The organism is Acinetobacter sp. GG2, assembly GCF_000292385.1.
Lineage (GTDB): Bacteria > Pseudomonadota > Gammaproteobacteria > Pseudomonadales > Moraxellaceae > Acinetobacter > Acinetobacter seifertii.
Map to the genome: position 1 here is coordinate 22,276 of NZ_ALOW01000031.1, position 26,929 is coordinate 49,204.

Below are 26,929 nucleotides of genomic sequence, written 5' to 3' on the forward strand. Positions count from 1 at the left end.
GTTGTGATAGAAGAGCTTTTACCGTTTTATGAAAAACAATTACAAGAATTTGGTCAGCAATCTCGAGAATTTGCCCAAAAATATCCAAAAATTGCTCAGCGCTTATCTTTAAATCAAGAGCAAATTGATGACCCGCATATTGAACGTCTGATTCAGGCTTTTTCGCTGATTGCCGCTCGAATCGATAAAAAACTTACAGACAGTTATGATGTTTTTACTCGTTCTTTATTTGAGGTGATGTTTCCTCAATACTTGCGTCATTTTCCTGCTTGTTCAGTTGTTAGCTTTGAAGATATTAATAAAATTAAACAGCTTACAGAACCTCATCTTGTACCTGATCATACGGTTTTAAAATCTCGTAGTTTCAAAGGGGTACAGTGTGAGTTTAATACAACTCAAGATGTTAAATTACTACCTATTCATTTAAGTGGTTTAGATTTTAAAACTACACCTAGTGCACATATGCACTTAAACCAAAATGCGACGTTGAGTCTTAAATTTGAAATTTTTAATAGTGCTCATGCATGCTTAATTCATGAGAAGCTTCCTATTTATTTAGATGCTATCTCTAATTTTCCTTTACAAGTACTTGATAGTATTTTCAAAAAAGGGACCAGTTTTGCGGTTAAACATGGTCAAACGATTGTAGAGTTGGGTAAGAATCCATTCGAGTTAATAGGTTTTTCTGAACAAGAAAGTTTATTACCCCTCGATCAACATACGCATCATGCTTATCGTTTGTTGATGGAATATTTTTGTTTCCCAGAAAAGTTTAGCTATCTTAAACTCGATTTAGATTTTTTAAAGATTGTACCTCAGCAAGTATCTGAATTTGAGCTTCTCATTCATTTCAAATTAAATTTAAACGATCAAGCAGTTGTTAGAAACTATTCTGAATTAAATATTGCAAACTTTAAATTGTTTACTACCCCAGTAATTAACTTGTTTGAAAAATATGCGGAACCTCAAAAAATAGTTCATAAGCAACTCGAATATCCACTGGTTACAGACGCTCACCATCCTGAATTTTATCAAGTATATTCAATACTTGAGATGAATATGGTGCGTGAAAAAACAAATCAGGAAGAAAGCTATGTTCCTGTTTTACCGTTTTTTGCGATGAGTCATTATCACAATGATACAGCTCGCTTTTTTTACTCAGTGAATTATCAAAAGTTACAGTCTAATTTCGTTGAAATGGGCTATTCCATTATTTCTAAAAATCTAAATCCATTTTCAACACGTTCAGATTTTATTAGCACCAAATTATTATGTTCAAACCGTGACTTGCCTCATGAAGCGCTGGGTCAGTCTAATAACGTATTAAATTTAAATGACAGTAGCTTGGCTAGACGTGCCATTGTTTTAAAGCGACCAACAAAGCCTTATAAGTTTGAACAAGGCCAAAGTGAGCAATGGCGTGTGATTTCGCATCTTTCATTAAATAGCTTAGCGCTTATGAAAGGGGATGCTGTTTCTCATGTTAAAGAGCTGCTGGCTTTATATAACTTACCGCAGTCAAAAGAAAATTATTTAATTATTGAATCAATTAAAAAATTAGAATTTTCACTTACTCATAAACTTGTAGATGGCAAACCATTTCCAATGTTTGTGAGAGGGGTAAAAGCTGAATTACAAATTGATTCATCAGTGTTTAGAGGGCATAGCTTATATATTTTTAGTCAACTATTAAGTCGTGTTTTTAATTTAAAGGTTCAAATTAATAGTTTTGTTGATTTGGTGGTTAAGGATTATTCATCTCAGCAGGAGTTATACCAATGCAGTCAGAACGTTGGTGGCAAGACTCTTCTATAACGGCTGAGTTATTTCAACGCCCTAAATCTTTTGAATTTATTCAAGCAACACGCTTATTGCGTCATAGCCCAGCTAATGATGCTTTTTCGTCGTGGACTGATCATTTTAAGTTTGAGACCTCATTTAACTTAAACTTTCCGGCTACTGAAATTGAAAGTTTAGAATTAGTAGATGAGCGTGTTCATTTAACAAACTTGATCGTTGGTCTTACCGGTATACAAGGTGCGTTACCTTATACCTATACAAATAAAATTAAGCAGGCTCCACGGCAGCAACGAGCTGAAACTAAAGAGTTTCTGAGTTTATTTAATCACAAGTTAACGAGTCAGTATGTCGAGTCAAGTATTACTTATCACTTGCCTGTGCGATATGAAATAGAAAATAAAAATGATTATCTGGATATTCTGCATGCTTTAAATGGTTATGTTCGATCACAACATCAACAACAAGATTTAGATGAATATTTTGCCGAATTTTCAGGCTTAATGCAGGGGCAGAATAATACCGTTCATGCTTTGAAAACAATGTTGAGTTGTATATTTAAGCATGACATTACAATTAAAGAGTTCATACAAGAATCATTTAAGTTGGCAAGTGATCAGTTAACAACTTTGGGCGGAAGCCAGCCTACCTTACTTGGTATAAATACGTTTTGTGGGGAAACGATTCAACAAATTGATGGAAAAATTGAGATTCAGATTGGTCCGCTTAAGCGTCAGCAATATTTAAAGTTTTTACCTCATCAAGAGCTTAGTTTAAAGCTCAAAAAAATTGTAGAAACATGGTGCAGTCCGACTCTATCAATCGATTTAAGATTGATACTGGATGAGTCGGAAATACAACCCATTCGCCTAACTCAAAGCCAAGAAAGTGGCTTAGGGCAAGGTGCTTTTTTAATGTCTCGCAAGCCTAGTACACATAGCCATGAAACATGTTATAGCCTTATTGGAGAGCAAATATGATTAAAAAAATATTACTCTCATTCATCGCTATTTTTACAATTGTTAGTGGATTGATTATTTTCTACTGGCGTGATGTTCAATATAACCCTGATAAAGGTGATTTTTTCCTTTATTTCCTTTTGTTACCGGCAATCATTACACTGGCGATTTTATCGCCTTGGCTGATTTATAGCGCTTATAAAAGTTATAAAGAAAAGAAAGAGAATGCTGAAAATCAAAGTCAAGATGATAATAGCCAAAAACAAACGACTACACCTGATCAGCCTTTAGAACAGCTAGATTTTCATATTTACTCTGCTTTCGCTATACATGCGTTAGGTGAGAATGAAACGATTATTGAAGAAATACAAGATTTCAAAAGCCCAGAACTTGATGATCAGTTGTTAAATTCTTATGGATTGCCTCTTTTATCTTATCGAATTAAAGATTTAGCTGAGTCGAGTGAAGAGGATTTTCAATACGCAGCTTCACCAAGACAAGTTCGGATCATGTCTTTAATAAGACAGCAATTAGAACAAAACATAGAGAATTTGTATCACTTGGCTGAACATTTAAAACGTTCAATTTTATTTTATGAATCTCATCAGATCCGTGAATATCACATGCATCCTGCATGGGTTGATCCAAATTCTGAATATGAAGATACAGAAACACCTGTAGTTGAAGTACATCGTTTAAATCGACTGAATTTACACATTCTTCTTCCAGAGGATTTATTGCATATATGGAATGATGAGCAAAGTAATGATTTGATTTTAGAATTTTTTACTGAAATTGGCATTATTTCCCAAAAAATTCATATCGAATATCACTTTTTGGGAGAGCGTGTAGCTTATCAAGAATTTATTCATTTATTAAAACGTATTCAAAAGAAAGAGCATGAAGTTTTTCTCGTGCTTGCTGTTGATTCAGAAATAGATCAAGACCTGATTGATGAAAAGTCTTGGATGGTTAAGGACTATATTCCGGCGGAGTTCGCGGCAAGCTGCCTTATTGCAGATCCTTCTTTAAAAATTGAAGAACTTGAACCTGCTAAAAATTTAAAAATTGTGATGGGGCAAGAAAAGACAGAAAAAGTTCTTAATACGCTGAACTTAAATGAATTGCCGCAGTACGCTGGGGAAGAGCCATATGTACTTATTCTTTCAGACCAGACAGATATAAAAGCAGCGAAGCATTTGCAGCAGCAATTTACGCAAACTTCTGTTGAACCACATCACTTTATTTATGTGAAATCTTCATTGGGGCATACCCAGCATTTAGTTGATATTTATGGCTTTATGCTCAGTATGCATTTTCCTGAACATATCGTTCCTTTTGTCTTTGGAGAAAATACGGTGTCAGCACATACCTTTGTGCAGAGTGTCACTGAAAATTCAGAAGATGATGCGATGGTGTTGAATAGCTAATTTAAACTTTGAACTTAGAACGAGAATAGAATGTATACAATTTTAGGCTACTTGTGGCAGTACATCACGAATCCTAAAGCAATTATCGCCTTGTCATTGTTCGTGGCATTGATGTCTTCCTATACTTCAATTCCTCGCCATATATTTTGGGCTTTAGCATCTGCATATGCTTTAGGACTCATTGTTTATGGAATTTATTGGCTAATTCAGCGCAAGAAGCATGTGGTTCAAGGTGAAGAGCTTGCTGAAGCAATTGAAAAAGATACTCAAGCAGAGTACGGCAAAAATAAAGATAAAGAAGAACTGCAACTTATCAGCCAACAAATGAAAGAATCTATTCAATTGATTCGTAAGTCAAAGTTAGGCGATAAGAAGGGCAATGCAGCACTATATGAATTGCCGTGGTATATGGTTATTGGTAACCCAGCCGCTGGTAAAAGTTCTGCGATCTATAATTCTGGTTTAAAGTTCCCTTTTGAAGAAACCCATCAAAAAATGGTTTCGGCTGGTTTAAGCGGTACCCGTAATTGTGACTGGTTCTTTTCTACAGAGGGTATTTTATTAGATACGGCTGGTCGTTATTCGGTATATAGCGAAGATCATTCAGAGTGGTTAGGTTTTTTAAATATATTAAAGAAAAACCGTTCTAAAGCTCCAGTAAATGGCTTAATTCTTATTGTAAGTATTGCTGAACTGGTGAGCCAAAGCCCTGAACACTCATTGAAGCTCGCTAAAAATTTACGTGCTCGTATTCAAGATTTAACTGAGCGTTTAGAAGTTGTAGTGCCTGTTTATTTAGTCTTTTCAAAAATGGATTTGATTGCGGGTTTTACCGAATTTTTCGAATTCTATGAAGTACAAGAATATAATCAGGCATGGGGTGCAACATTACCATATGAACAAAACTCTTCTCATAATGCGGTAGATCTTTTTGAGAAACATTACACTATTCTGTATGACGGCTTAAAAGGGGTAAGTTCGACTCACCTTAGCCGTCGACACTCTCAAAATATCTCACCGAGTGTGATGACTTTCCCATTAGAATTTAAAACATTAAAGCCTGCGTTAAAAAGCTTTATTGCAACACTTTTTGAAGACAATCCTTACCAGTTCCAGCCAGTTTTCCGTGGTTTCTATTTCACAAGTGCCTTGCAAGAAGGTGTGATCGAAAGTCCAATGACTGAGCAAATTGCACAAGAATTTCAGCTCTCTCAAATTGCTCAAAATGAAGTAAGAGATCAATTAAAAACAACACCTAACCATGGTTATTTCTTAAAAGGCCTATTTTCAGAAGTCATTTTAAAAGATAAAGATTTAGTTAAACAGCATGTTAATACAAGCAGAAAACGTCAACGTTACATTGCATTTATCGGTGCTTTAGCGGGTGTTTCAATTATTCTGGGTGTATGGGTTTGGTCGTATCGCAATAACCAACAGCTTATTTCTGAGGTTCAAGCTGATTTAAATAAAGTTGTTCAGTTAGAGAAGGGTTCAAGTCAGCAGTTGTCGACTCAATTGGAAGCCCTACTGATTTTACAAAGACGTCTACAACAATTAGATGAGTTTGATGAAAATAGACCTCTAAAATTTAGCTTTGGTTTATATCAAGGCAATGAGTTACGTGAAAAATTAAAAGCTGAATATTTAAAAGGCGTTAAACAAATTGTTTTAACACCTACTCAGCAAAATATTGCTCAGTATTTGCAACGTGTAAAAAATAACGAAGCGACTTTAAAAGCTAATCATACCAATGTTGAGATTAAGCAAACTGCTCAAACTCAGCAATATTTAGAGCCGTCAGATACCAATCCTCAAGATGCTTATAATGCATTAAAAGCATATTTAATGATGAGTAATCCACAGTATATGGATGCAAGTCATTTAAGCGATCAGGTAACGCGTTTCTGGCGTTCTTGGCTTGATGCTAATAAAGGGCAAATGCCACGTGCAGATATGATTCAGGAAGCTGAACAGATCTTGTCGTATGCAATGACATTAGCAAATGACAAACAATTCCCGATTTTGGATGCTGACTCTCAATTAGTTGATCAGACACGTCAAGTATTACTCTCTGTCATTAGAGGTATGCCAGCACGTGACCGCGTTTACAACGAAATTAAAATGCGTGCTGCTGTTCGCTTCCCAGCTTTGACTGTAAGTCAAATTGTTGGTGAGGCAAATAAAAATGTTGTATTGGGCAGCTATGCATTACCAGGTGTATTTACTCAAAAAGCTTGGAATGACTATGTAGAAAAAGCCATTGAGGAAGCAGCAGACAAGCCTACAGATAGTAAGGACTGGGTGCTTAATAGTCGTCAATCTGATGACTTAACTTTCTCGGGTAGCCCAGAGCAAATTAGAAAGCAGCTCACAGCACTTTATAAGCAAGAATATATCGCGGAATGGAGAAAATTCTTAAGTGGTATTCACTATGCAAAAGCAAATCAATTTGCTCAGCAAGTCAAAAACATTGATGTATTAGGTGAGCCACAAAATTCGCCAATTCGTACGCTTATTGAACGTGTAGCAATTGAAACAAATTGGGATAATCCAGTTGTTCAGGCAGAGTTAGCTGCACCTCAAAAAGGATTTGTTGCATGGTTTAAACGTAAGGTCTTAAACCGTGATGATAAACAATTAGCTAACCAAGCAGTTGCTAATGCTCAAGGTGCTATTTCTCAAGAATATCAAATGTTCTATCAGTTGGTTCGTAAGCGTGATGATCAACAAGGTAAATCTTTACTTGATGAATATATGACGAATCTTGCTTTAGTACGTAGTAAGTTTAATGAACTTAAAAATGCTGGTGAGGTTGGACCAAGTGCAATGACATTGGTTAAGCAAACCCTAAATGAGCAGACCTCGGTATTTAATCAGACTCAAAAAATTGTAGATGAAAAAATGGCGGTTGGTTTCAGTGAAATTGATCAACAACTTTTACAAAAATTAGTGGTAAGTCCTCTTACACAAGCCTTTGAAAGTTTAATTACGCCTACTCAAGATGAAATTAATAAACTTTGGGTTATGCAAGCGTATCAGCCATTTACTACAAATCTTGCTAAGAAATATCCATTTAACTCATCCGCTTCTTTACAAGCAACAAGTAATGAAATTGGTCAAATTCTTGGTGAGAACGGTAGCATTTCCCGTTTTGTTAAAGAGAGCTTAGACCCATTTGTTATTCGTCGTGGCTATACCTTAACTTCAAAAACATGGAAAGATTTGGGTATTAGTTTAAATCCGCAATTTGTGATGAATTTCCAACGCTATGTTGCACCTACAAATGGTATGGCAACTGGTGAATTAAATAGTCAAGCACCAGCGGCTCCGGCAACCAATCAGTCTAACTTCCAGTTCTACCCAATTCAAAACCCGCAATTACTTTCGTATACCGTTGATATTGATGGTCAGCGTATGACTTATGAAAATGGTGTACAGCAATGGGTTAACTTTATTTGGCCAAATCAAGGCAGCATTCCTGGTGCGCGTATTACAGCTGTAGATTTACAAGGTCAAACCCATACGATTTTTGATGAACCTGGTGAATATGGTATTAACCGCTTAATTGATAGTGCACAGCGTAAAGAGCAGAACGGTGGTTTCGAAATGCTTTGGCGCAGTAAGACGGATCCATCATTATTTGTAAAAATGAACTTCCGTCTTATTAGTAGTAACTCAGGCAGTATTGGTTCAAGTCGCGGTTACTCTGGTATGCAATTGGTTGACAAAGTTACTGCTGATAAAGCTGCCCGTGTTGTATCGGCGCAGCAAGCACCAGCTCAGGCTGCTGCTCCTGCGAAACCTGCAAATCCAGTTACTGCATTTACACAACCTGCTGCAACTCAACCAGCTGCGGGAGTTAAGCCATGACAGGGAAAATAACCTCAACATTAAAGGAGGAGGTCTAATGCATACATTAAAAACAACTCCTCTGTATTACGGGAAAAGTCCGGCACGCGGTGATTTCTTAAAAACAAAAGGTCAATATGCCTTAATACAGGTGCTTGATCAGTGGATTACAGAAGCACTGGAATATGCAATGCAGTCGACTAGGTTCAAAGAGGCATATGGTACGTTGCCTCCATTGGACTTCTTTATTGCAAATCCACAAGAGAATATGTTTTTAGCTGCAAATTTACTGGCGAGCGAAGACAGTTCAGGTCGAGCTTTTCCAATGGTACTCAGTCATTTACTTGAGATTGATTTACCATACGAAAATTTATTATATGCACCTTATAGTTATAAGCATGTTTTAGTCGATTTATTTCAAAATAATCGTGCTTTAAGAGGTATTAAAGATTCTGACTTATTATTTGGTAAGCTCAATCATTTACCAAATCAAATTCAAGTCTTATCTGAACGTGAATGTATCGGTTTTTATGAAAACCATACAATGCACTCATTTGCTCAGTTAATGAAGCTGAGTATTTATGAATTAGCTCAAAGTATGATTGGGCTAGGATTATTACTGCAGCCAATTTTACAAAATGGAACCAGTCGCTTAAATAAAGTGCTGATTTTGCCGATTAACAATCCTGCTTATTGTTATGAAATAGCAGCATTCTGGGTCAGTATCATTTGTCGTTTTTTAAAACAACATAATACTGAAGTCTTGATTGGATTGTTACATCGAGAGCAGCCAGTATTATTCTTTGGTTTTCAGGGTGCGGATATTTTAGCTCTTAGCGATATTTTTACTCAGAATATGGATAGTAAACATTGGGTTTCTTTAATAGAAGCTCAATGGATTGATACTTATTTGGAACAAAATGCTGGTTTAGCTACGCTAGAACAATCTTTATGCCAACGCCAATTAAGTTTAAATCAAGGTTTAAAACTATTTAGACAGACTTTTTTGGGTGAATAACAATGAATCAAAAATATCAAATTAAACTTTCACAATTAATAAAAGGTTGTTTTATTTATGCGATTGCAAATTATGCTTTAGCGCAGCCAATTGTTGTTGAAGGTGTCGTGCCAAATGAAGCGAGTAAACAGGCCATTTTAATGAAAATGCAGTCTGTTTATGGTGCAGACCAAGTGGTAGATAAAATACAAGTTCGACCAGTAGCAGCTCCAAATGGCTGGAGTGACTCTGTAACGCGAGTGATTACACCAGATCTTAAAAAAGTTTCTCAAGGCAAGTTAAGTGTTAACGGCACACGATTTGAACTGACTGGCAAGATGCTAAATCCTACAGAAATACAGCCAACTATTCAGATATTTCAAGGTTTAGTACAGCCACCATATCAATTATTTTCACAGCTTTCTGTAAATCAGGCAGAGCAGAAAGTCATTGATGATGCTTTAAAAAATCGAATTATTGAATTTGAATCTGGTAGTGCTGTGCTCACAGATGCTGGCCAAAAAATTCTTGATGAAATGGCAGTTGCTTTAAATAAAGTTGGTGGTAAAAAAGTCAAAATTGTAGGACATACCGATAGTTCTGGAGATGCGACTAAAAACTTAAAACTCAGTCAAGACCGTGCATTAGCAGTTAAAAATTATTTGGTGAGTAAAAACATACCTGCTGATCATTTATCTGCAGAAGGTTTAGGTTCGACTAAACCTGTGGCGGATAATAACTCTCCAGAAGGAAGAAAGAAAAACCGTCGAATTGAGTTCACCGTTTTATAAACATAAGGAGAAGAATATGGCTAGCCCTTATATTACGATTGGTTGCCCAACAACAGGTGGAGGGCAAGTCATTTCTGGTAATAGTGCATTTTTAATAGATGGAATTGCAATTGCATGTGTAGGTGATAAAGCAACTTGTCCGGCGCATAAAACGGTTTCTACGATTGTTTCTGGAGATCCAAATATGCAGGTCATGGGAAAATCAGCAGCAAGAGTAAATGATTCATTATCTTGTGGTTGTAAATTATTACCGAAACAAAGTTTGGTTAATCAAGGATAGCAGAGGATATATCTTTTCACTTAAACTATTAACTTGAAAAGATATATGTACTAATTAAATGTTCTTAATGATATTAGATTTTTTATATAGAGATAAGAAATCGAACAAATCATATTAATGATTATGATGCTAGGTTATTTGTCGGATAAAGCTAAATTTTGGTAATATACGGGCATTATGATTTTAAGTATTAAATTATTTAAAAATATTGAGAGTAATGATGAGTAGTTTAAAAATTTTAATTACAAAACTTTCTACAGTTGCGCGCACTGCTTTAGAAAAATCAGCTAATGCTTGTGTTCTTCAGCAAAACTACGAAATTGAAATTGAACATTTGTTTTTAGAGCTACTTAATCAGCCTTTAGAAAATGATTTAAAAATTTTATTAAAAAAATATAAAATCTCAGCTGACGCTTTGGCAGATGATTTAAAAGAGACAATCTCTCAATTACCAAAAGGGAATACACGTACTCCAATTTTTGCCAAATCAATTGTGCGTTTATTTGAGCAAGCTTGGTTACTGGCTTCAGCAGAACAAAATCCTGTTATTCGTAGTGGTCACTTATTGGTTGCATTATTAACTGCACCAGATTTATATCAAATCGCAACAAGAGCTTCGAGTTTATTTGATCTTTTACCTATAGATTCAATGAAACATAAGTTTCTTGAGATTTGTGAAAAGAGCGTAGAACAACAAGAAGAAACTAAAACCTCTTTACAAGAAGAAGATGAGCTAGAACAAGTCGCTACTCCAACTGTAAAAACTCAAAAAACACCAGCTTTAGATCAATATACGATTAATTTAACTGAAAAAGCGAAGAATGGTGGAATTGATCCTGTTATTGGACGCGAATTTGAAATTCGTTTAATGCTCGATATTTTAATGCGTAGACGTCAAAACAACCCGATCTTAACTGGTGAACCAGGTGTAGGTAAAACAGCTGTAGTTGAAGGGCTAGCGTTAAAAATTGCTCAAGGTTTAGTGCCTGAAGCTTTAAAAAATGTACATTTGCATGTTTTAGATATGGGCCTTTTACAAGCAGGTGCAAGTGTTAAAGGTGAGTTCGAAAACCGTTTAAAACAAGTGATTCAAGAAGTTCAGGCTTCGGCTCATCCTATTATTTTATTTATTGATGAAGCACATACGCTTATTGGTGCAGGTGGCCAAGCAGGACAAAACGATGCTGCTAACCTTTTAAAACCTGCACTTGCACGTGGTGAGTTACGAACGATTGCTGCAACAACATGGGCTGAATATAAACAGTATTTTGAAAAAGATGCTGCCTTAAGCCGTCGTTTTCAGGTCGTAAAGGTTGAAGAGCCAACCGAAGAAGTTGCTGTTGATATGCTACGTGCAATGATTCCAGTAATGCAGAAGCACTTTAATTTACAAATTGATGATGAAGCAATTATCACAGCTGTACATGCTTCTCATCGCTATATCAGTGGTCGTCAACTCCCGGATAAAGCAGTGAGTGTTCTTGATACTGCGGCAGCACGTGTAGCGTTGACCCAAAATGCACAGCCAGTCAAACTTGATCAATTGAAGGCACAAGAACATAACTTAAAGCTTGAGCAACAGATTTTGGAAAATGAACATCGTCAGATTCCAATACATCATGAACGATTAGAGAACCTAAAAAATCATTTAGAGTCTTTACAAAATGAGATTCAAGAGACTCAGGAACAATGGCAAAAAGAATTAGAGCTAGTTCGTAAAATTCAGGAATTAGAAGCGCAGAGTCATTCTAATGAGTCTGAAGCCTATGATCAGATTAATTTAATGCGCAAAGACCTTGCTGATCTTCAAGGTCAACAGCCATTAGTTTTTGAGCGTGTAAATTCTCAAATTATTAATGAAATTATTTCTGATTGGACCGGTATTCCTGTTGGGAAAATGGTAAATGATGAAATTAAGCAAATCTTAACGCTTGAAGATAAATTGGGCGAGCGTGTAATGGGCCAAGATTATGCACTTACACAATTGGTTCAGGGCATTAAAACATCAAAAGCTAAATTAGAAGATCCGAATAAACCTCAAGGTGTATTCCTTTTAGTTGGACCTAGCGGGGTAGGTAAAACTGAAACTGCAATCACCTTAGCAAATGAGCTGTATGGCGGTGAGCAGCATTTAATCACGATTAATATGTCTGAATATCAAGAAGCGCATACGGTATCTTCACTTAAAGGTGCACCTCCAGGATATGTGGGCTATGGTCAAGGTGGTGTGTTAACCGAAGCAGTACGTCGTAATCCTTATAGTGTTGTACTACTCGACGAAATTGAAAAAGCACATAGTGATGTACAAGAGCTGTTCTACCAAGTATTTGATAAAGGTACTTTAGAAGATGGTGAAGGTCGCGTTATTGATTTTAAAAACACGACAATTTTATTAACTTCAAATGCAGGTTCTAGTGCAATTATGCAGGCGTGTTTAAATCAGCCTGTTGAAGAGTGGCCTACAGCAGAAGAATTAATCGAACATTTAAAACCAAGTTTATATAAACAATTTAAACCAGCCTTTTTAGGGCGTATGAGAGTTGTGCCATATTTCCCGTTGCATGACGATTTATTGGTTCGAATTATTAAACATAAATTGGGCAAAATTACCGCTCGAATTGAAAAACAATATGGAACAGAAGTCCAATATTCAGATGATTTGGTCGAGTTGCTACTCAGCCGTTGTACTGAAGTGGATAGTGGCGCCCGTAATGTCGATAACATCTTAAATTCGACAGTTTTACCTGCTTTGGCAACTGAGATTTTAGTGGCGTTAGCAGATCAAAAATTGCCGAAAGTGATCATGATTGATGCGAAAGATGATGAAATCCAATATTTACTAGATCCAGTAGCAAAGCCTGCTAAAAAACGGACTAGTAAAAAGTTGAAATCAGAAGTTTAAAATTAATAGAGCCAAAATTAGATGAGTATTGATATTTCTGAACTACTTAAACCCATTAATGACAGCTTACTTTGTGGAGAGGATTATTCATTTTCTAATGAATTTCACGAAATAAAGAAAGCGAGAACAGAGGATGATCTATTATTAGATCAGGGGGATTGGGTTGCTGAGCGGAAACAGGCAGATTGGGATTTTGTTGCAAAGAGTGTAAGCACTTTGCTCACAGAAAAAACCAAAGATATCCGTCTATTAACATGGTTAATAGAAGCCTGGACTCATCTAAATGGTTTTGAAGGTATGGTAAAGGGTTTAACGTTAACCCATACCATGCTGAACCAATACTGGCAGGATATTCATCCGATTATTGAAGATGATGATTTGGACCAACGCATTGGTTTATTACAAGGTTTAATTAATCAGTTACCTGGTTTGTTGAAGAAAGTCTCTTTAACTAGCGCAGTGCCTTATTACAATTTGCTTGATTACGATAATTTCCTATATCACGAGAATATTCGTCGTAAGCAAACTGAAGAGTATGACAGCCAATCAGGCCCATCTGAATTGGAACAATTTGATCAAGCGATCTTTAATACATCTAAAACCTTTCAATATTCAAATTATCAAGAATTTACTTCAGTTTTAACTGAATGGAATGTCTTAAAGCAGACGCTTGATCATTTAATGGGATTAGATTCACCAAGTTTTGCTGCAATTGATTCTGCATTTGAAACAATTCACAGCACTTTACGCAAGATTTATAAAGCAGAGGCTTTTGGTACTGGGCTTGCCCAAACCCAAGAACAGGCTGCTGTTATCACGACTCCATCTATGGAAAATCAAGTGCCTGTACAACAAATCGTATCAGAACAGCCTATGTTTCAGCCTCAAGCACAAACTCACTTGGCCAACCGTGAGCAAGCAATGAAAGTGCTACAAGAAATAGCCGATTATTTTCAGGCCAATGAACCACATAGTCCTGTGAGTTATATGCTTCAAAAGACCATTAAATGGAGTCAAATGCCATTACATGAATGGTTGGCACAAGTCATTAAAGATGAAAATCCATTACAAATGGTTCAGGAAATGTTAGGTGTACAGCCTAAAAATGAATACGAATAAAGATTGGTAAAGACATATGTTTAAAGCTGAAAAAGTCCTGTGGGGCGAAGGTTTATTTTTAAGACCTCAACATTTCCAAATTCAAGATACTTATCATGAACAACGCTTAAATCACACCGTTCGCGCTGTTGTGCCATTTTCATATGGTGTTCAAAAACTTAGTTTTGATGAAGCACAGCTTAGTACACATATTCTTGCGCTTGAGTCGGTAGAAATGATTTGGCAAGACGGTGAAATATACCAAGCACCGGCTTATGATTTATTACCTGAACCAATTTTGCTTGATGAGCTTAATTTACGTGGTGAGATGGTCATTTATTTGGCATTACCACTACTACAAGCCAATAAACAAAATTTAATCGATCAAAACCAGTCACAGAAGGGACGTTATCAATCGCATCTTGTAGAGACTCACGATCTTTTCACAAATGCGACAGAAGCAGATATCAGCTTGTTACGTCGTCGAGCTGTGTTTAAATTATTAGATGCAAACAGCAATCCTGATCATAATCTGGATGGTTTCCTCTATTTGCCAATAGGTAAAATTAAACGTCAGAGTTCAGGTGCTTTTGAAATTGATCGCAAATTTATTCCACCTATTTTGCATGTCGATGCATCTGAGACATTAGTTTCGAATTTAAAAAGAACATTGAATGTTATTAAGGCAAAAATTAAAACCATTCAAACCAACAACCGTGAAAATGAACAGAAATTAATTGAATTCCGTTCAGGTGATATCGTTTCGTTTTGGTTGGTCAATGCTTTAAATACTGCGCATGCTGGTCTGAACCATTTCTTACAATATCCGCAAATTCATCCAGAACGATTGTTTTTTGAATTATTGCGTTTAGCGGGCTCATTATTAACTTTTTCGACAGCTTATGAAGTCGATCAGTTACCTGCATATAAACATCACAATTTGCAAGAAAGCTTCACCCAGCTCGACACCATTTTGCGTGATTTATTAGACACCATTATTTCTAGTCGTTATATCAGTATTGCACTTAAAGAAATTCGACCTTCATATTGGGTGGGAAGTCTTGAGACAGATAAGATTACTCGTGACACTAGACTTTATATAGCCGTATCAAGTAGTGCAATGCAGACTCACGAGTTGATTCAGATTGTACCTCTACGATTTAAAATCGGTAGTACGTTGGATGTTGAGCAGCGTGTGGTTGCAGCATTGCCGGCCATTCCATTACACCACTTAATTCAAGTTCCAACGGCTATTCCGGTACGTTCTGGTGTGAGTTATTTCGAAATCGAACCGCATCATGAACTCTATCAGCGCATGTTAGATTCAGAGACGATTTGTATTTACGTTCCAGCGGGCTTCCAAGATATCAGTATTGAGCTGATTGCGGTCATGAACGCTTAAAGATAAAGGAGAGAAAAATGTCACAATCTACAGGTGCTCCTTCTTTATTTGATGACGGGCAAATCGGGACTGGAGGAAACAACAATAGTCAGTCCCAAGCAAAACTGCAGGCAATTAATCTGATTGATTTATTGCATGATGGTTTTTATTTAATCTTCTTGATTCGAAATCAGTATGTGCCAGCCGACCCACAACGGTTTCGTGAAAAAATTTTAGATTTGCTTAATCGTTTTGAACAACAAGCTAAAAAGTTGCAGTTTTCAGCAGATGATATTCATGATGCTAAATATGCATTTTGTGCATTGATTGATGAAACAATCGTGACCCAACAAGACCCAAGCTATTTTAATTTGCAAAATGCTTGGTTGATTAGTCCGTTGCAATTGAGCTTATTTGGTTCTCAATTGGCGGGTTATCAGTTCTTCGAAATATTAGAACAATTGCGAAGCCGTGGAAAAGACCGTTTAGCCGCTCTTGAAGTATTTCATTACTGCTTATTATTAGGTTTTCAGGGTAAATATCGAATTGAGTCTATTGAAAGCTTAAATCATTTGGTTGCACGAGTAGGCGACGAAATTGATTATTTAAAAGGTAAAAAAGTTGCTTTTTCGCCCTTCTCGGCAATTCCCGATCAAATACGAAATATTATTCATCGCGAATTACCTTTTTTCTGGATTTTGATTTTCTTGTTGATTTTTGCATTGCTTACCTTCGCGGGTCTAAGATTTATGCTCAATAATCAAAATGATAAAGCATTATCTAGCTATCAAAATGTGATTTCTGCCCCACAAGAGCAGGCACATATTACAATTTATTTACCTTGATGATGGAACGAAATGGCTCAGGAAAAACCAACTTCTATTCGAGTTTTGCAATCGAATAAAAAAAAGTCGAGATCACCAGTAATTTATATCATCATTGGTATTATTGCAGGGGTGTTTGTAAGCATCTCACTGTTCCTGTTCTTGTCTCAACCGTATTCGTCAGAACCTACAATTGTTGAGAATAAATCAACTCAAGATCAAGAACGTGATCCAGTATTAATGACGAGCTCCTCTACACATGAGCAAGCTACAAATGATCAGCAAGAACAAACTGATCCAATGAGCCATGATGGTTTTGAACAACCTAAAGAAAATGAACTGAGTGGTATTTTTAAACCCGCTCCTCATAAAAATGTGGCTCCAACAACTCAGCAACGTGTTTCACCTTTTGATGCCCAGTTAACAGGTGAACGGGTAGCACCTAAGCAACAAGTTGTGGCTAAGCCAACTCAACCCATACACCCAGCTCAGCAAAAACCTATCGCTCAACCTAAGGTAGTTCAAGCTAAACCTGTTGAAGCTAAGCAAGCTCCAGCTGAGCCAGAAGCTGAGGCGGAAACACCAAAAGCATCGGTTGATATCAAAGTGACTCGCAGCCCGTTTGCGGTGAATTAGTAAATTCATGATGATTTTTCTAATTTTCTTTTGTTTTGCCTGCCTTGCTATAGGGCTGGCATTTTTAATGTCTTACGAACTCAGAAGTAAGGGTAGAACATTTGTTCTATCTTTATTACCTCAAGGGCGCCGACAACTGAATCAAGTACGGCAATTTGCCCAAACCATGAATCAGGCAGCTGCACCTGAAAAATTACAATCTCATTGGCATTTGCAGCAATGGTGGATTGTAATTGCAGGATTTTTCTTATTTGCCAGTATTTTAGTTTTTGCTTTTACTCGCCCAATTAGCTCAACTCGGATTGAAGCCGAATATTTGAAAAAAACTGACCCGCAAATTTATGCGTTATTAAATGGAGAAATCTTATCACCACCGCCTGAAGTCGATGAAGGTCTGATTGAAGCGGCAATTGTTGAAGCGACGCAATTAGAACAGCAATATGCCTCTCAAGACAGTGGTGCAATTAATTCTTCACCTATTGATAAAGCAAGTTTCGATGGTCGTGCAATTTTAGATACCAACATGGTCAATCGTAAGTGGGACAAAATGAACCCACGCTATAAGCAGCGCTTGCTTATGGTCTTTAAAATTATGAAAGAGCAATATGGTTATGAGTTAGTCTTGCTTGAAGGTTATCGCAGCCCAGGCCGCCAAAATATGTTGGCAGGCAACCCGAATACAACCAAGGCAAAAGGGTATCAGAGTTACCATCAATTTGGTTTAGCGGCGGATGTAGCATTTAAACGAAATGGTAAAGTTGTTATTTCTGAACGTGATCCATGGGCTATGCAGGGGTATCGACTGTATGGGCAAGTTGCAGAGTCAGTTGGACTGACATGGGGTGGTCGCTGGAAATCTATACAAGACTATGGTCATACGGAGTATAGAATGCCTGGTTTGAGGAAAACTCAAGAAATGGCGGAAAAATTAATTGCTGAAAGCTTAAATGAAATAAGTTAAAAGCTTAAGAGAGCGATTCGAAACGATCGTGTAATAAAGTAGTCATCTTATCAGCAAGCTGGGAAATCAACCCAGCTTTTTCCCATGTGTAAATTGAAACTACCATAGGTGAAGCATCGCCTAATGACCTATATTTACGTACACGACGACCTATAGTGGTACTTACAGGGAGTAAAGATATTCCCAAACCTGTTTCGACACTGACCAAAACACTTTCTAAACTACTGCCTGTAAAAGCAATATACCAACGTCTTCGTTCACGCTCTAAGGTTTCAAACATTTCGTCTCTATAAAGTCCTCCTTGGGGGAAAGTCACTAAACGAATTGGATCGGACATCGGTGTGGTGGTATTTTCACTTTCAAACCACGCCATTTCTTCTGGAAAAGATGCATAACAATCAGCACTAGCGGCTGGTTCTTTTACAATAATAATATCCAGCTCACCATTTCGATAACGCTCTGTTAGGTTACGGCTTAGGCCAGAAGTAACATCTAAACGAATAGACCGATGGGCTTCTGCGAACATGCCGAAAATTTCTGCCATAGCGGTACTCATCATATCTTCTGGTAAGCCAATTCGAATAGGAACACTACCTGCTGGATCTTTTAGAACGGCTTCTGCTTCTTGTTGAAGTGTCAAAATCCTTTGAGCATAACCAATTAAATATTCACCTGAGGCAGTCAATTGTAAAGGTCGTGATGTGCGATCAATAAGAGAATGACCAACAGATTCTTCAAGACGTGCCAACTGCTGACTAATCGTTGATTGTGTCAGGTGTAACTTATCAGCAGCAGCGGTAAAACTGCCACTTTCAAAAATAGTCACGAATGCACGAAGAAGACGAGGGTCAAACATAAGAATTATCACCAACTAGCCAAAGAGCGGAACGCTTAAGTATTTATAATCTTAATACAATCGATTAAATAATTTAATTTCCAAATACTTTTAAGCACGCTTATTCTAGTTCCAAATTGTTCTACTCTTAAAGTTTACTTAGATCTTTTCATACTTAAGTTTCTTATATGAATCAATCTGCTCGTTGCTACAGCATGCTTGTTCAAGCGAATACCGTGAAATTGAAAAGTTACTTCTTTTAGCAGGTGCAAAGTAGTTGAGGATAACGGATGAAAGAAAATCAAATGTTTTTACGCCAAGCCATTGAACTTGCTTTTCACAATATTGAAAAGGGGGGTAGACCATTTGGCGCAGTGATTGTAAAAGATGGCCAAGTGATTGCTTCGGGTGTAAATCAAATTTTGACGACTAATGATCCAACGGCTCACGCTGAATTACTCGCAATTCGTGCAGCTAGTCAAGTTTTAGGATCTGCTAACTTAGAAGGCTGCTCGGTGTATGCAAGTGGACATCCATGCTCATCGTAACAGTCGCTTTGGTTGGACTTAATTTAAGACCTTTTTTGACGAGTATTGGTCCATTAGTCTCCAGTATTCGGGCAGGAACTGGATTAAGTCTACAAGGAATAGCTTTACTCACTTTATTACCCATGATGTTGATGGGCGTTATTGCCTTTGTTGGGCCAATCGTGCAGAGCATGGTTGGGGAACGTAGCGTTGTTTTGGGCTCCTTACTGACTATTTTTATTGGATGCGTACTAAGATTTTTATTTCCTACTGCTGAGGGTTTAATTACCAGTGCAGTCGTGATTGGTTTGGGCGTCGCGCTGATACAAGCAGCTTTTCCTGGCATTATCAAAAGAGAGTTCAGTCAACATATTGGTCCGATGATGGGTCTTTATTCAGCCATGCTTATGGGCGGTGGCGCATTAGGCGCATGGTTAGCGCCTGTGGTCTCCAATATAACGGGTTTATGGTCTGTTGGACTGGTTTTCTTTGCTATACCAGCTGTATTGGCATTAATCTCAACATTTATTTTTTTACCTTCTATCGTAAGTTCGAATGCACCTTCAGCACCGGTAAATACGTTGTTAAAGAAACCTAGAACATGGTTATTAATGCTGTGCTTTGGGCTCGTTAATGGTGGCTATTCCTCGGTTGTTGCTTGGTTAGCACCTTCATTTCAAGATCATGGTTGGAGTAGTGGACAAAGTGGAAAATTGCTCGCTTTACTTGCTTTAAGCCAAGCAGCATCAGCATTAATTTTGCCTATTTTAGCTAGACAATATAAAGATCGCCGTCCATGGCTATGGTTTACTCTATTCATGCAATTTGCTGGTTTTTCTGGACTTGCATTTATGCCCGAGTTTGCAGCTATTTTATGGGCAATTTGTTTAGGCATTGGCTTGGGAGGCTGTTTTGCTCTAACACTTATTGTTGCGCTCGACCATTTTAAAGAACCTAGCAATGCAGGAACTTTATCTGCACTTATGCAAGGTGGAGGTTTTTTACTTGCGGCAATACCACCTTGGATTTTAGCAGCATTGCATGACTTTACAGACGCTTATAAAGCGGGATGGATTTTTCATTTATGTTGTGTGCTGCTCGTGATGGCTTTAGTGGTAAGGCTGGCACCTGAAAGTTATAGCAAGATTCAACTATCAAATTTTAAGTGAGTCGACAATATTATCTACCTAAAGAAATGCTATTTGGCTACAAATAAGGTTAAAAAAGAATGTTAGGATAATACTGAAATTTTTAGATTTTAAATGAATACAACAATATTTGGTTTTTATGACATCTTCATTGAAAAAAATTGCTTTACTCAAACAAGGCTTAGGAACAAATAGTCTATTTGAGACAGGCATAGCTGGAACTTTACAAGCGATTGAACATTTAGGATATGTACAGATTGATACCATCTCTGTCGTTGAACGTGCTCATCACCATATATTGTGGAGCCGAGTGCCTGAGTATGATTTAAGCCATTTAAACAGTTTGGTTCGTGAACGTCAGATTTTTGAATATTGGTATCATGCGGCGTCTTATCTTCCTATGAAAGATTATCGATATGCTTTGCCTGCCATGATGTCTGTTAAGAATGGAGAAAGCCGATATTTTAATAGAGGTGATCAACACCTGATGAATGAAATATTGGTGCGTGTTCGTGCCGAAGGTAAAATTCGGCTACGTGATATTGACAAGAAAAATAAAAAAAGTTTAGGGAATTGGTGGAATACAGGTCCGGGTCGCCGTGCTTTTCAGCAGTTATATATGCAGGGCGATCTGATGATCTGTGAGCGTAACGGCATGGAAAAAGTCTATGATTTGACTGAGCGTTGCTTGCCTGAAAATATTGATTTAAGAATGCCTTCGCTTTACGAATATGCGCAGTATTTATTTAATAATACGCTTCGAGCACATGGGGCATTTACATGGAAACAATTAGTTCATTTAAAGAAAAATGATTTAAAAGAGGCTATGTGTATTGTGCTCAAAGAGCAGGTTGATGCTGGTGTTGTATCAGCGGTTAAACTTGCTGACGGTCAAACCCTATATGTAGATGCAGCTGCAATAGAACAAAAAGTGGAGACTGATTTTCGTTTAAAAATACTTTCACCTTTTGATAACTCGCTTATTCATCGTGACCGCTTAACTTGTTTATTTGAGTTTGATTATCGGATCGAATGTTATGTACCAGCAGCCAAACGGGTATTTGGATATTTCTGTTTACCTATTCTTTACCAAGATGAGTTGGTCGGCCGAATCGACTGTAAAGCACATCGGAGTGTGAAAGAGTTAGAGGTAATTAGCTTACATTTAGAAAAAACAGTGAAAGATAAAGAGCATTTCTTTTTTGAATTAGATCAAGAGCTCAAACGTTTCGCAGCATTTAACCAATGTTTAACTGTGAATGACAAGGTAAGTAAGCTTATTCGCAGTAAGAAGTAAATAAACACTATTTGGGATTTAAAAATAAAACACCAAAAGAATTATAGCTTTTGGTGTTTTTACTTTTTTAGGTTAAAGACATACGGTATTCAATAACACCTGGTTTTTGTGCAATCCAGTCATAGAGTTTTTGAGCCGTATGATTGGTTTCTTGTGTATGCCAGTATAAACGGTCACAGTTTTGTTCAATGGCTTGGTTCTGAACATATTCGATAAGTTGCTTACCGATATGTTGCCCACGAGCTTCAGGTGAAACAAAGAGGTCTTCTAAATAGCAGTAATTATTCTCTGCCCATGTTGAGCGATGAATAACATAGTGCACAATTCCTAAAACATGTTCGTCCTGTTTGGCAACGGCACAATACACAGGTTCTTTTTCATTAAAAAAACGATCCCAAGTTATTTTTGTGACCTGAAGAGGCAAACTAACTTGGTAAAAATTTTGATAGGCAAGCCAATATTTTTCCCACTGTGAATAGTCTTGTTGCTGAACAGGGACAATTTGAATATCTTGATTTTGCATAAAAACACACTCTATTTTTAAAGTAATGAAAAATTGACAACTGAAGTGTAGTTTTGAAAGTGGTATTTTTATAAGGTACACTTTTGATATTTTTTACAGTACCAGTTTTGTTATGGCTGCTTCAATTTCTGCGCCTTTTCCTCATTTGATTTTGCCAAAGGGTCAGATTAAAAACGGACTATATTCAGCTCTACGTGATGCTATTTTAGATGGAAGGCTCACTGCCGGAACAAAATTACCCTCAAGTCGTGCTTTAGCAGACATGATGTCAATTTCACGAAATTCTGTATTAGCGGCTCTTGAACGTTTGCTCGATGAAGGGTATTTATTTACTAAACCGAGTTCAGGGACTTACGTTGCCGAGGTTGTGCCAGATCAACTCATACATATCCAAGAAATTTCAAAAAAAACGACAACAAGTAAGCCTCATACCTTAAATATTAATCCGAATATAGAAGCGTTATTGGCTTCATGGCGAGAGCAGTCATCGTCAAGTCAAAAGAAAAAAATGTTCCATGTGGGAGTAGGCTGTATTGATTTGTTTCCGCATCAGCTTTGGGGGAAGCTATTAACTCAAGCTTGGCGACAATCTTATTATCAATTGGGTCAATTTCATGACCCTCGTGGTTATTTACCACTACGTCAGGCAATTTGCGAATATGTGCGCTCAACCCGTGGGCTGAATTGTAATGAACAGCAAATTATAATTGTAAATGGAACACAGCAGGCCATTCATTTGACTGCCTATGCCTTACTTCAAACAAATGATGAGGTGTGTTTGGATGAGCCGGGTTATGATGCAGCCTTTAGTATTTTTCGAAGTTTTGGGGCTCAAGTCAATTTAATCGAGAGTGATGACGAGGGGATGCAAGTCTCTGACATTACAGATCATTATTCAAAAAGCAAACTTGTTTACACTGCGCCATCGCATCAGTTTCCTTTAGGTGGAACTTTAAGTTTGACTCGCCGTTTTGCATTATTGGATTGGGCCAACAAAGCAGAAAAATGGATTTTTGAAGATGATTATAATAGTGAATTCCGATATGGCACTCACCCCATCCAAGCCCTACAAGGCTTAGATCAGCAGCAACGTGTTGTTTACTCTGGTACTTTTACCAAGATGATGTTTCCTGAGTTTCGCTTAGGTTTCATGGTCGTACCTGAGGCATTAATTGAAACCTTTAGTGCCGCTAAATATTATACTGACGTGCGAAGTTCATATTTAGAACAAGTTGCTTTAGCGCTATTTATACAACAAGGTCACTATGCTAGGCATGTGCGAAAAGTTCGAAAAGCGTGCTATGAACGCCAGCAGACACTAATTAAAGCAATTAATGAGTATCTTCCACACATACTTGATGTTCAGCCCACAGACTCAGGCATTCATCTTATATGCTGGTTAAAAGGCGCATGGACTGAGCAAGAGTTTATTACTCATTGTTCGGCTTTTGGTTTGGCGATTCAGCCTCTATCTCGATATTGTCAACGAACACCGAAAAAGGCTGCTGTTTTATTAGGCTATGCTGCGCATCAACCAGAGGAAATTATAGAAAATATTAAGAAATTGGCTTTAATTTTAGGCAAATAAAATAGCGAGTTTTTTAAACTATATATGAAAGATTGGTTAATTTTACTTTTTAATAAATAAAGTAAATTATTCAGTAAAATTTAATAATTTTATGAAATTTAACTAAATAGCGAAAATATTTTAAATTTAAAATAATATTAATCTTATTTTAAGCTAGCTTTATTATTCTAAAAACATCAAAGCTCATCTAAGTACACCTTTTAGCCACATTCTCCAGATGTGGCTCTTTTTATGGAAAATTAAAAAGTTAAAAAAATAAATAAACTAACAAGATTAAATATATAGAATAGTTTTAATCTTCTTCCATAGCATTACTATAAAACTTAACGCCTAGTTTAATACGATCTCGGCCATTACTCATACGCCAGCGATTTGTATCGCGTAAAGAATATACACAACCACAATATTCTTGTTGGTAGAACTCTTCACGTTTGCTAATTTCGATCATGCGACTAGAGCCACCATTCTTTCGCCAGTTATAGTCCCAGTATTGAATTTCAGGATAGTGAGAAGCAGCACGAATCCCACAATCATTGATTTGCGTCATATTTTTCCATCTTGAAATCCCTAATGAGCTACTGATTAAGCTAAACCCATGTTCATAAGCATATAAAGCAGTACGTTCAAAACGCATATCAAAACACATGGTACATCGGATACCGCGTTCAGGTTCATTTTCCATACCTTTGGCACGCGCAAACCAGTTGTCTGTATCATAATCTGCATCAATAAATGGAATATTATGTTTTTCTGCAAATCTAATATTTTCTTCTTTACGAATAAGATATTCTTTTATTGGATGAATATTCGGATTGTAAAAGAATATAGAAAAATCTATTTTGGATTCAATTAATGCTTCCATTACTTCACCTGAGCAAGGTGCACAGCATGAATGAAGTAGTAGTTTATTATGTCCTAATGGGAGCTCGATTTTTTGGCGTTGAATGGTCATAATTTAAAAATTAACTTATGTTTCTATATATTTTAAGTTTTTTAAAATCATATTGGAATGAATTTTTTTCAATTTAAGATGAAAATTTTTATTTTTTTATTTTTTTATTTTGTAATATAAATTTGGATTAAATAAAATTCAATCCTATTGATATAATAAATATATTATATTAACCTAATATTAATGAGGTGATTTTTAATTTTATAGCAAGAAAAATTATGAGCCACTAGAAATGATGATAATTCTACATTGCTGTAACTATTTGTCTTTTAGGTATTTATTTTTCATATTTTGATTAGAAATTAGTGTGATGGGTGTCACAAATAAGTATTATTTTTTAAAATTTAATTATTTTTTAGATTTATGTTTTTAATAATTTTATAATATAACAGTTATTATGTTTTTCTAATTTGAGTATGTGATATTTTAAGATATGGACGATTGGCAATGTAAGTATTGTAATGGTTACATTATGGTTAATCATTCAAAGATAGGAGTAGGAGAAAAAGTTTACTTTTTGGTATATAAATTCGATGCAAAAAATGAAAGAAAAAAATTATATAAAAAAGGAATAGTGATTGCTCGTTGCGATAATATTTTACATATCGAATCAAGAAAAAAGACATATAAAATTGAAGAAGCTAAAGTCTATCCATTAGGTGCTCCTATGCCATTTGTTTACAACATGTTTTGGATATGTGGCTGTGAAAGAAGGCAATAGCATTTTATAAGGTCTAATAAAATTTGACTTCAAAACATTGTCTGTTTTTTATGCATTATTGAGTGCTAAATACTTTTACTAAATTTTAGTTGTTATAAACAATCCTCATAAATGAATGATTAAAATTTATATTTCTCATTTGACAAAGTTTTCTCATGCTTTTATAAAACCTCAACTAAACTTGAGATTAATAAAAATGACTGAAACGAATCAGAGCCGTTTGTTGACTGTAGGTGAAGTTGCAAAGCGTAGTGGCGTTGCCGTTTCAACGCTTCATTTTTATGAATCAAAAGGTTTAATTAAAAGTATTAGAACCAATGGAAATCAACGCCGTTTTACTTTAGTGGTTTTACGTTATATAGCGATCATTAAAATTGCGCAAACTGTGGGTATTCCACTAGAGGAAATTAAACAAGCTTTAAGCAAGTACCCAATGGGATCTAAATTAACTGCACAGCAATGGAAAGAGTTATCTCTCGACTGGCGGAAAAATTTGGATGAGCGTATTCAAAAACTTACGCGGCTGCGAGATGAGATGGATTGGTGTATTGGATGTGGATGCCTCTCTCTAGAGCAGTGCCCATTAAGAAATCCAGATGATAAACTAGGACAAGAAGGCTCTGGACCACGTATTTTAGAAAGACCATAAATCTTGATTTTAGGCTTTAAATCTTGATTATAATTTACCGATCGGAATAACTTAATGTGTTGTAAGCTGCTATCTATAAAGGTTTTTTATTGTAAATAAGTCATATAAAAGATGAATTTTTTTGATATCTTTAGCTTTTTTAGTAAGAAGTAAAATTTATGAAAAAAATTATCTTTCTTGGTTTGGCACTTGTTTCGTTAACGGCTTGCTCAGCAGTACAACATAAAGAGTTAACTCCACCAAAAATTGGTTCACCAAACCCAGCAAGTAAATATTGTGTTGATCAAGGTGGAAAATTAGAAATTAGAAATGAAGCAAATGGTCAGGTTGGTTACTGTCATTTGCCAAATGGTCAAGTGGTCGAAGAATGGAAATTATTCCGCGACAACCAAGCTAATTGCGTAGCTGAAGAAGCTCAAAAATTAGTGGGACAATCTGGCTTAACTGATGACCAAATCAAACAAAAAACTCAATCAGAAATTGTACGTAGAGTCGCTCCAGGTCAGCCAATGACAATGGATTATCGTACAAACCGTGTCACTGTTACCATTGATCCAGCAACTAAAAAAATTACCAACGCGAACTGTGGTTAATTTTTTATTTAAAAATTGATTTAAGACCGAACAAGAAAGCCTGTCAGGAGATGGGCTTTTATTATTTTTCAGCTACTCAAAAAAAAGCCCCTAGCGGACTAGAGGCAGAAAAACTTCAGATGCAAGAACAGGTGAATTATGCATCTGAGTTAAGTAGGTTGTATCAAACCATGTAAAGCACTTTACCAGCA

General features: G+C 36.5%; 22 protein-coding genes and 1 pseudogene. 20 read left to right on the top strand and 3 right to left on the bottom strand.

Annotated features, from left to right (window positions below; genetic code table 11):
• Positions 1–3 precede the first annotated feature (3 nt).
• From tssF to B554_RS0107600, 13 genes are all read left to right on the top strand, one after another.
• The gene (tssF, locus tag B554_RS0107540) at positions 4–1,815 is read left to right on the top strand and encodes a type VI secretion system baseplate subunit TssF (RefSeq protein WP_019457579.1); all 1,812 of its coding nucleotides are present in this window, start codon (positions 4–6) and stop codon (positions 1,813–1,815) included.
• On the top strand, positions 1,779–2,777 hold the full coding sequence (tssG, locus tag B554_RS0107545; RefSeq protein WP_019457580.1) for a type VI secretion system baseplate subunit TssG: 999 nt from the start codon (positions 1,779–1,781) through the stop codon (positions 2,775–2,777). The genes tssF and tssG overlap by 37 nt, the downstream gene beginning before the upstream one ends.
• Positions 2,774–4,186 carry a hypothetical protein gene (locus B554_RS0107550; protein ID WP_019457581.1) on the top strand — a complete coding sequence of 471 codons (1,413 nt, stop codon included), beginning with the start codon at positions 2,774–2,776 and terminating at the stop codon, positions 4,184–4,186. Before tssG ends, B554_RS0107550 begins: the two co-directional genes overlap by 4 nt.
• Before the next feature lie 30 nt (positions 4,187–4,216).
• Positions 4,217–8,056, top strand: coding sequence for a type VI secretion system membrane subunit TssM (gene tssM, locus B554_RS0107555; RefSeq protein WP_019457582.1), 3,840 nt, complete (start codon positions 4,217–4,219; stop codon positions 8,054–8,056).
• 37 nt (positions 8,057–8,093) lie between these two features.
• Positions 8,094–9,053, top strand: a complete 960-nt coding sequence (gene tagF, locus B554_RS0107560; RefSeq protein ID WP_019457583.1) for a type VI secretion system-associated protein TagF — start codon at positions 8,094–8,096, stop codon at positions 9,051–9,053.
• Positions 9,054–9,055: 2 nt separating this feature from the next.
• Positions 9,056–9,823: an OmpA family protein gene (locus B554_RS0107565; RefSeq protein ID WP_019457584.1), complete on the top strand. Its 768-nt coding sequence runs from the start codon at positions 9,056–9,058 to the stop codon at positions 9,821–9,823.
• A 16-nt stretch (positions 9,824–9,839) separates the two neighbouring features.
• On the top strand, positions 9,840–10,103 hold the full coding sequence (locus tag B554_RS0107570) for a PAAR domain-containing protein (protein WP_002048345.1): 264 nt from the start codon (positions 9,840–9,842) through the stop codon (positions 10,101–10,103).
• A 217-nt stretch (positions 10,104–10,320) separates the two neighbouring features.
• Positions 10,321–13,005, top strand: a complete 2,685-nt coding sequence (gene tssH, locus B554_RS0107575; RefSeq protein WP_081400327.1) for a type VI secretion system ATPase TssH — start codon at positions 10,321–10,323, stop codon at positions 13,003–13,005.
• 21 nt (positions 13,006–13,026) lie between these two features.
• Positions 13,027–14,124, top strand: a complete 1,098-nt coding sequence (tssA, locus tag B554_RS0107580) for a type VI secretion system protein TssA (RefSeq protein WP_019457586.1) — start codon at positions 13,027–13,029, stop codon at positions 14,122–14,124.
• Between the two features lie 16 nt (positions 14,125–14,140).
• Positions 14,141–15,505: a type VI secretion system baseplate subunit TssK gene (gene tssK, locus B554_RS0107585; protein WP_004702450.1), complete on the top strand. Its 1,365-nt coding sequence runs from the start codon at positions 14,141–14,143 to the stop codon at positions 15,503–15,505.
• Between the two features lie 17 nt (positions 15,506–15,522).
• A complete protein-coding gene (icmH, locus tag B554_RS0107590) occupies positions 15,523–16,329 on the top strand; it encodes a type IVB secretion system protein IcmH/DotU (RefSeq protein ID WP_019457587.1) in 807 nt (268 codons plus the stop codon).
• 12 nt (positions 16,330–16,341) lie between these two features.
• The gene (locus tag B554_RS0107595) at positions 16,342–16,944 is read left to right on the top strand and encodes a hypothetical protein (protein ID WP_019457588.1); all 603 of its coding nucleotides are present in this window, start codon (positions 16,342–16,344) and stop codon (positions 16,942–16,944) included.
• A gap of 7 nt (positions 16,945–16,951) precedes the next feature.
• A complete protein-coding gene (locus tag B554_RS0107600) occupies positions 16,952–17,905 on the top strand; it encodes a M15 family metallopeptidase (protein ID WP_019457589.1) in 954 nt (317 codons plus the stop codon).
• Between the two features lie 4 nt (positions 17,906–17,909).
• Here the strand turns inward: B554_RS0107600 and B554_RS0107605 are convergent, their stop codons facing one another.
• Positions 17,910–18,761, bottom strand: a complete 852-nt coding sequence (locus tag B554_RS0107605) for a LysR family transcriptional regulator (RefSeq protein WP_019457590.1) — start codon at positions 18,759–18,761, stop codon at positions 17,910–17,912.
• Between the two features lie 269 nt (positions 18,762–19,030).
• Between B554_RS0107605 and B554_RS0107610 the strand changes: the two are divergent.
• The 3 genes and pseudogenes from B554_RS0107610 to B554_RS0107620 all read left to right on the top strand — a co-directional run.
• Positions 19,031–19,279: pseudogene (locus tag B554_RS0107610) on the top strand (nucleoside deaminase); the annotation flags it as partial.
• On the top strand, positions 19,276–20,436 hold the full coding sequence (locus B554_RS0107615) for a cyanate transporter (RefSeq protein ID WP_019457592.1): 1,161 nt from the start codon (positions 19,276–19,278) through the stop codon (positions 20,434–20,436). The pseudogene B554_RS0107610 and the gene B554_RS0107615, both read left to right, overlap by 4 nt.
• A gap of 118 nt (positions 20,437–20,554) precedes the next feature.
• Positions 20,555–21,712: a winged helix-turn-helix domain-containing protein gene (locus tag B554_RS0107620; RefSeq protein ID WP_019457593.1), complete on the top strand. Its 1,158-nt coding sequence runs from the start codon at positions 20,555–20,557 to the stop codon at positions 21,710–21,712.
• 67 nt (positions 21,713–21,779) lie between these two features.
• Here B554_RS0107620 and B554_RS0107625 read toward each other — a convergent pair whose 3' ends face one another.
• Positions 21,780–22,235: a GNAT family N-acetyltransferase gene (locus tag B554_RS0107625; RefSeq protein WP_019457594.1), complete on the bottom strand. Its 456-nt coding sequence runs from the start codon at positions 22,233–22,235 to the stop codon at positions 21,780–21,782.
• 112 nt (positions 22,236–22,347) lie between these two features.
• Between B554_RS0107625 and B554_RS0107630 the strand changes: the two genes are divergently transcribed.
• Positions 22,348–23,823, top strand: coding sequence for a PLP-dependent aminotransferase family protein (locus B554_RS0107630; RefSeq protein ID WP_019457595.1), 1,476 nt, complete (start codon positions 22,348–22,350; stop codon positions 23,821–23,823).
• Positions 23,824–24,115: 292 nt separating this feature from the next.
• On the opposite strand, the gene B554_RS0107635 is transcribed toward B554_RS0107630, so the two are convergent.
• Positions 24,116–24,775, bottom strand: a complete 660-nt coding sequence (locus tag B554_RS0107635; RefSeq protein ID WP_019457596.1) for an epoxyqueuosine reductase QueH — start codon at positions 24,773–24,775, stop codon at positions 24,116–24,118.
• Positions 24,776–25,208: 433 nt separating this feature from the next.
• Between B554_RS0107635 and B554_RS0107640 the strand changes: the two genes are divergently transcribed.
• The 3 genes from B554_RS0107640 (at position 25,209) to B554_RS0107650 (ending at position 26,738) form a co-directional block, all read left to right on the top strand.
• A complete protein-coding gene (locus B554_RS0107640) occupies positions 25,209–25,496 on the top strand; it encodes a hypothetical protein (RefSeq protein ID WP_004702430.1) in 288 nt (95 codons plus the stop codon).
• Positions 25,497–25,692: 196 nt separating this feature from the next.
• Complete coding sequence (soxR, locus tag B554_RS0107645) at positions 25,693–26,145, top strand: redox-sensitive transcriptional activator SoxR (protein WP_019457597.1); 453 nt, start codon at positions 25,693–25,695, stop codon at positions 26,143–26,145.
• Positions 26,146–26,303: 158 nt separating this feature from the next.
• The gene (locus B554_RS0107650) at positions 26,304–26,738 is read left to right on the top strand and encodes an I78 family peptidase inhibitor (RefSeq protein ID WP_019457598.1); all 435 of its coding nucleotides are present in this window, start codon (positions 26,304–26,306) and stop codon (positions 26,736–26,738) included.
• Positions 26,739–26,929: the final 191 nt, after the last annotated feature.

What these genes read in the sequence shown, in the direction of transcription:
- tssG (WP_019457580.1), top strand. Translation starts at nt 1,779, where the DNA reads ATGCAGTCAGAACGTTGGTGGCAAGACTCTTCTATAACGGCTGAGTTA.
- B554_RS0107550 (WP_019457581.1), top strand. Translation starts at nt 2,774, where the DNA reads ATGATTAAAAAAATATTACTCTCATTCATCGCTATTTTTACAATTGTT.
- tssM (WP_019457582.1), top strand. Translation starts at nt 4,217, where the DNA reads ATGTATACAATTTTAGGCTACTTGTGGCAGTACATCACGAATCCTAAA.
- tagF (WP_019457583.1), top strand. Translation starts at nt 8,094, where the DNA reads ATGCATACATTAAAAACAACTCCTCTGTATTACGGGAAAAGTCCGGCA.
- B554_RS0107565 (WP_019457584.1), top strand. Translation starts at nt 9,056, where the DNA reads ATGAATCAAAAATATCAAATTAAACTTTCACAATTAATAAAAGGTTGT.
- B554_RS0107570 (WP_002048345.1), top strand. Translation starts at nt 9,840, where the DNA reads ATGGCTAGCCCTTATATTACGATTGGTTGCCCAACAACAGGTGGAGGG.
- tssH (WP_081400327.1), top strand. Translation starts at nt 10,321, where the DNA reads ATGATGAGTAGTTTAAAAATTTTAATTACAAAACTTTCTACAGTTGCG.
- tssA (WP_019457586.1), top strand. Translation starts at nt 13,027, where the DNA reads ATGAGTATTGATATTTCTGAACTACTTAAACCCATTAATGACAGCTTA.
- tssK (WP_004702450.1), top strand. Translation starts at nt 14,141, where the DNA reads ATGTTTAAAGCTGAAAAAGTCCTGTGGGGCGAAGGTTTATTTTTAAGA.
- icmH (WP_019457587.1), top strand. Translation starts at nt 15,523, where the DNA reads ATGTCACAATCTACAGGTGCTCCTTCTTTATTTGATGACGGGCAAATC.
- B554_RS0107595 (WP_019457588.1), top strand. Translation starts at nt 16,342, where the DNA reads ATGGCTCAGGAAAAACCAACTTCTATTCGAGTTTTGCAATCGAATAAA.
- B554_RS0107600 (WP_019457589.1), top strand. Translation starts at nt 16,952, where the DNA reads ATGATGATTTTTCTAATTTTCTTTTGTTTTGCCTGCCTTGCTATAGGG.
- B554_RS0107605 (WP_019457590.1), bottom strand. Translation starts at nt 18,761, where the DNA reads ATGTTTGACCCTCGTCTTCTTCGTGCATTCGTGACTATTTTTGAAAGT.
- B554_RS0107615 (WP_019457592.1), top strand. Translation starts at nt 19,276, where the DNA reads ATGCTCATCGTAACAGTCGCTTTGGTTGGACTTAATTTAAGACCTTTT.
- B554_RS0107620 (WP_019457593.1), top strand. Translation starts at nt 20,555, where the DNA reads ATGACATCTTCATTGAAAAAAATTGCTTTACTCAAACAAGGCTTAGGA.
- B554_RS0107625 (WP_019457594.1), bottom strand. Translation starts at nt 22,235, where the DNA reads ATGCAAAATCAAGATATTCAAATTGTCCCTGTTCAGCAACAAGACTAT.
- B554_RS0107630 (WP_019457595.1), top strand. Translation starts at nt 22,348, where the DNA reads ATGGCTGCTTCAATTTCTGCGCCTTTTCCTCATTTGATTTTGCCAAAG.
- B554_RS0107635 (WP_019457596.1), bottom strand. Translation starts at nt 24,775, where the DNA reads ATGACCATTCAACGCCAAAAAATCGAGCTCCCATTAGGACATAATAAA.
- B554_RS0107640 (WP_004702430.1), top strand. Translation starts at nt 25,209, where the DNA reads ATGGACGATTGGCAATGTAAGTATTGTAATGGTTACATTATGGTTAAT.
- soxR (WP_019457597.1), top strand. Translation starts at nt 25,693, where the DNA reads ATGACTGAAACGAATCAGAGCCGTTTGTTGACTGTAGGTGAAGTTGCA.
- B554_RS0107650 (WP_019457598.1), top strand. Translation starts at nt 26,304, where the DNA reads ATGAAAAAAATTATCTTTCTTGGTTTGGCACTTGTTTCGTTAACGGCT.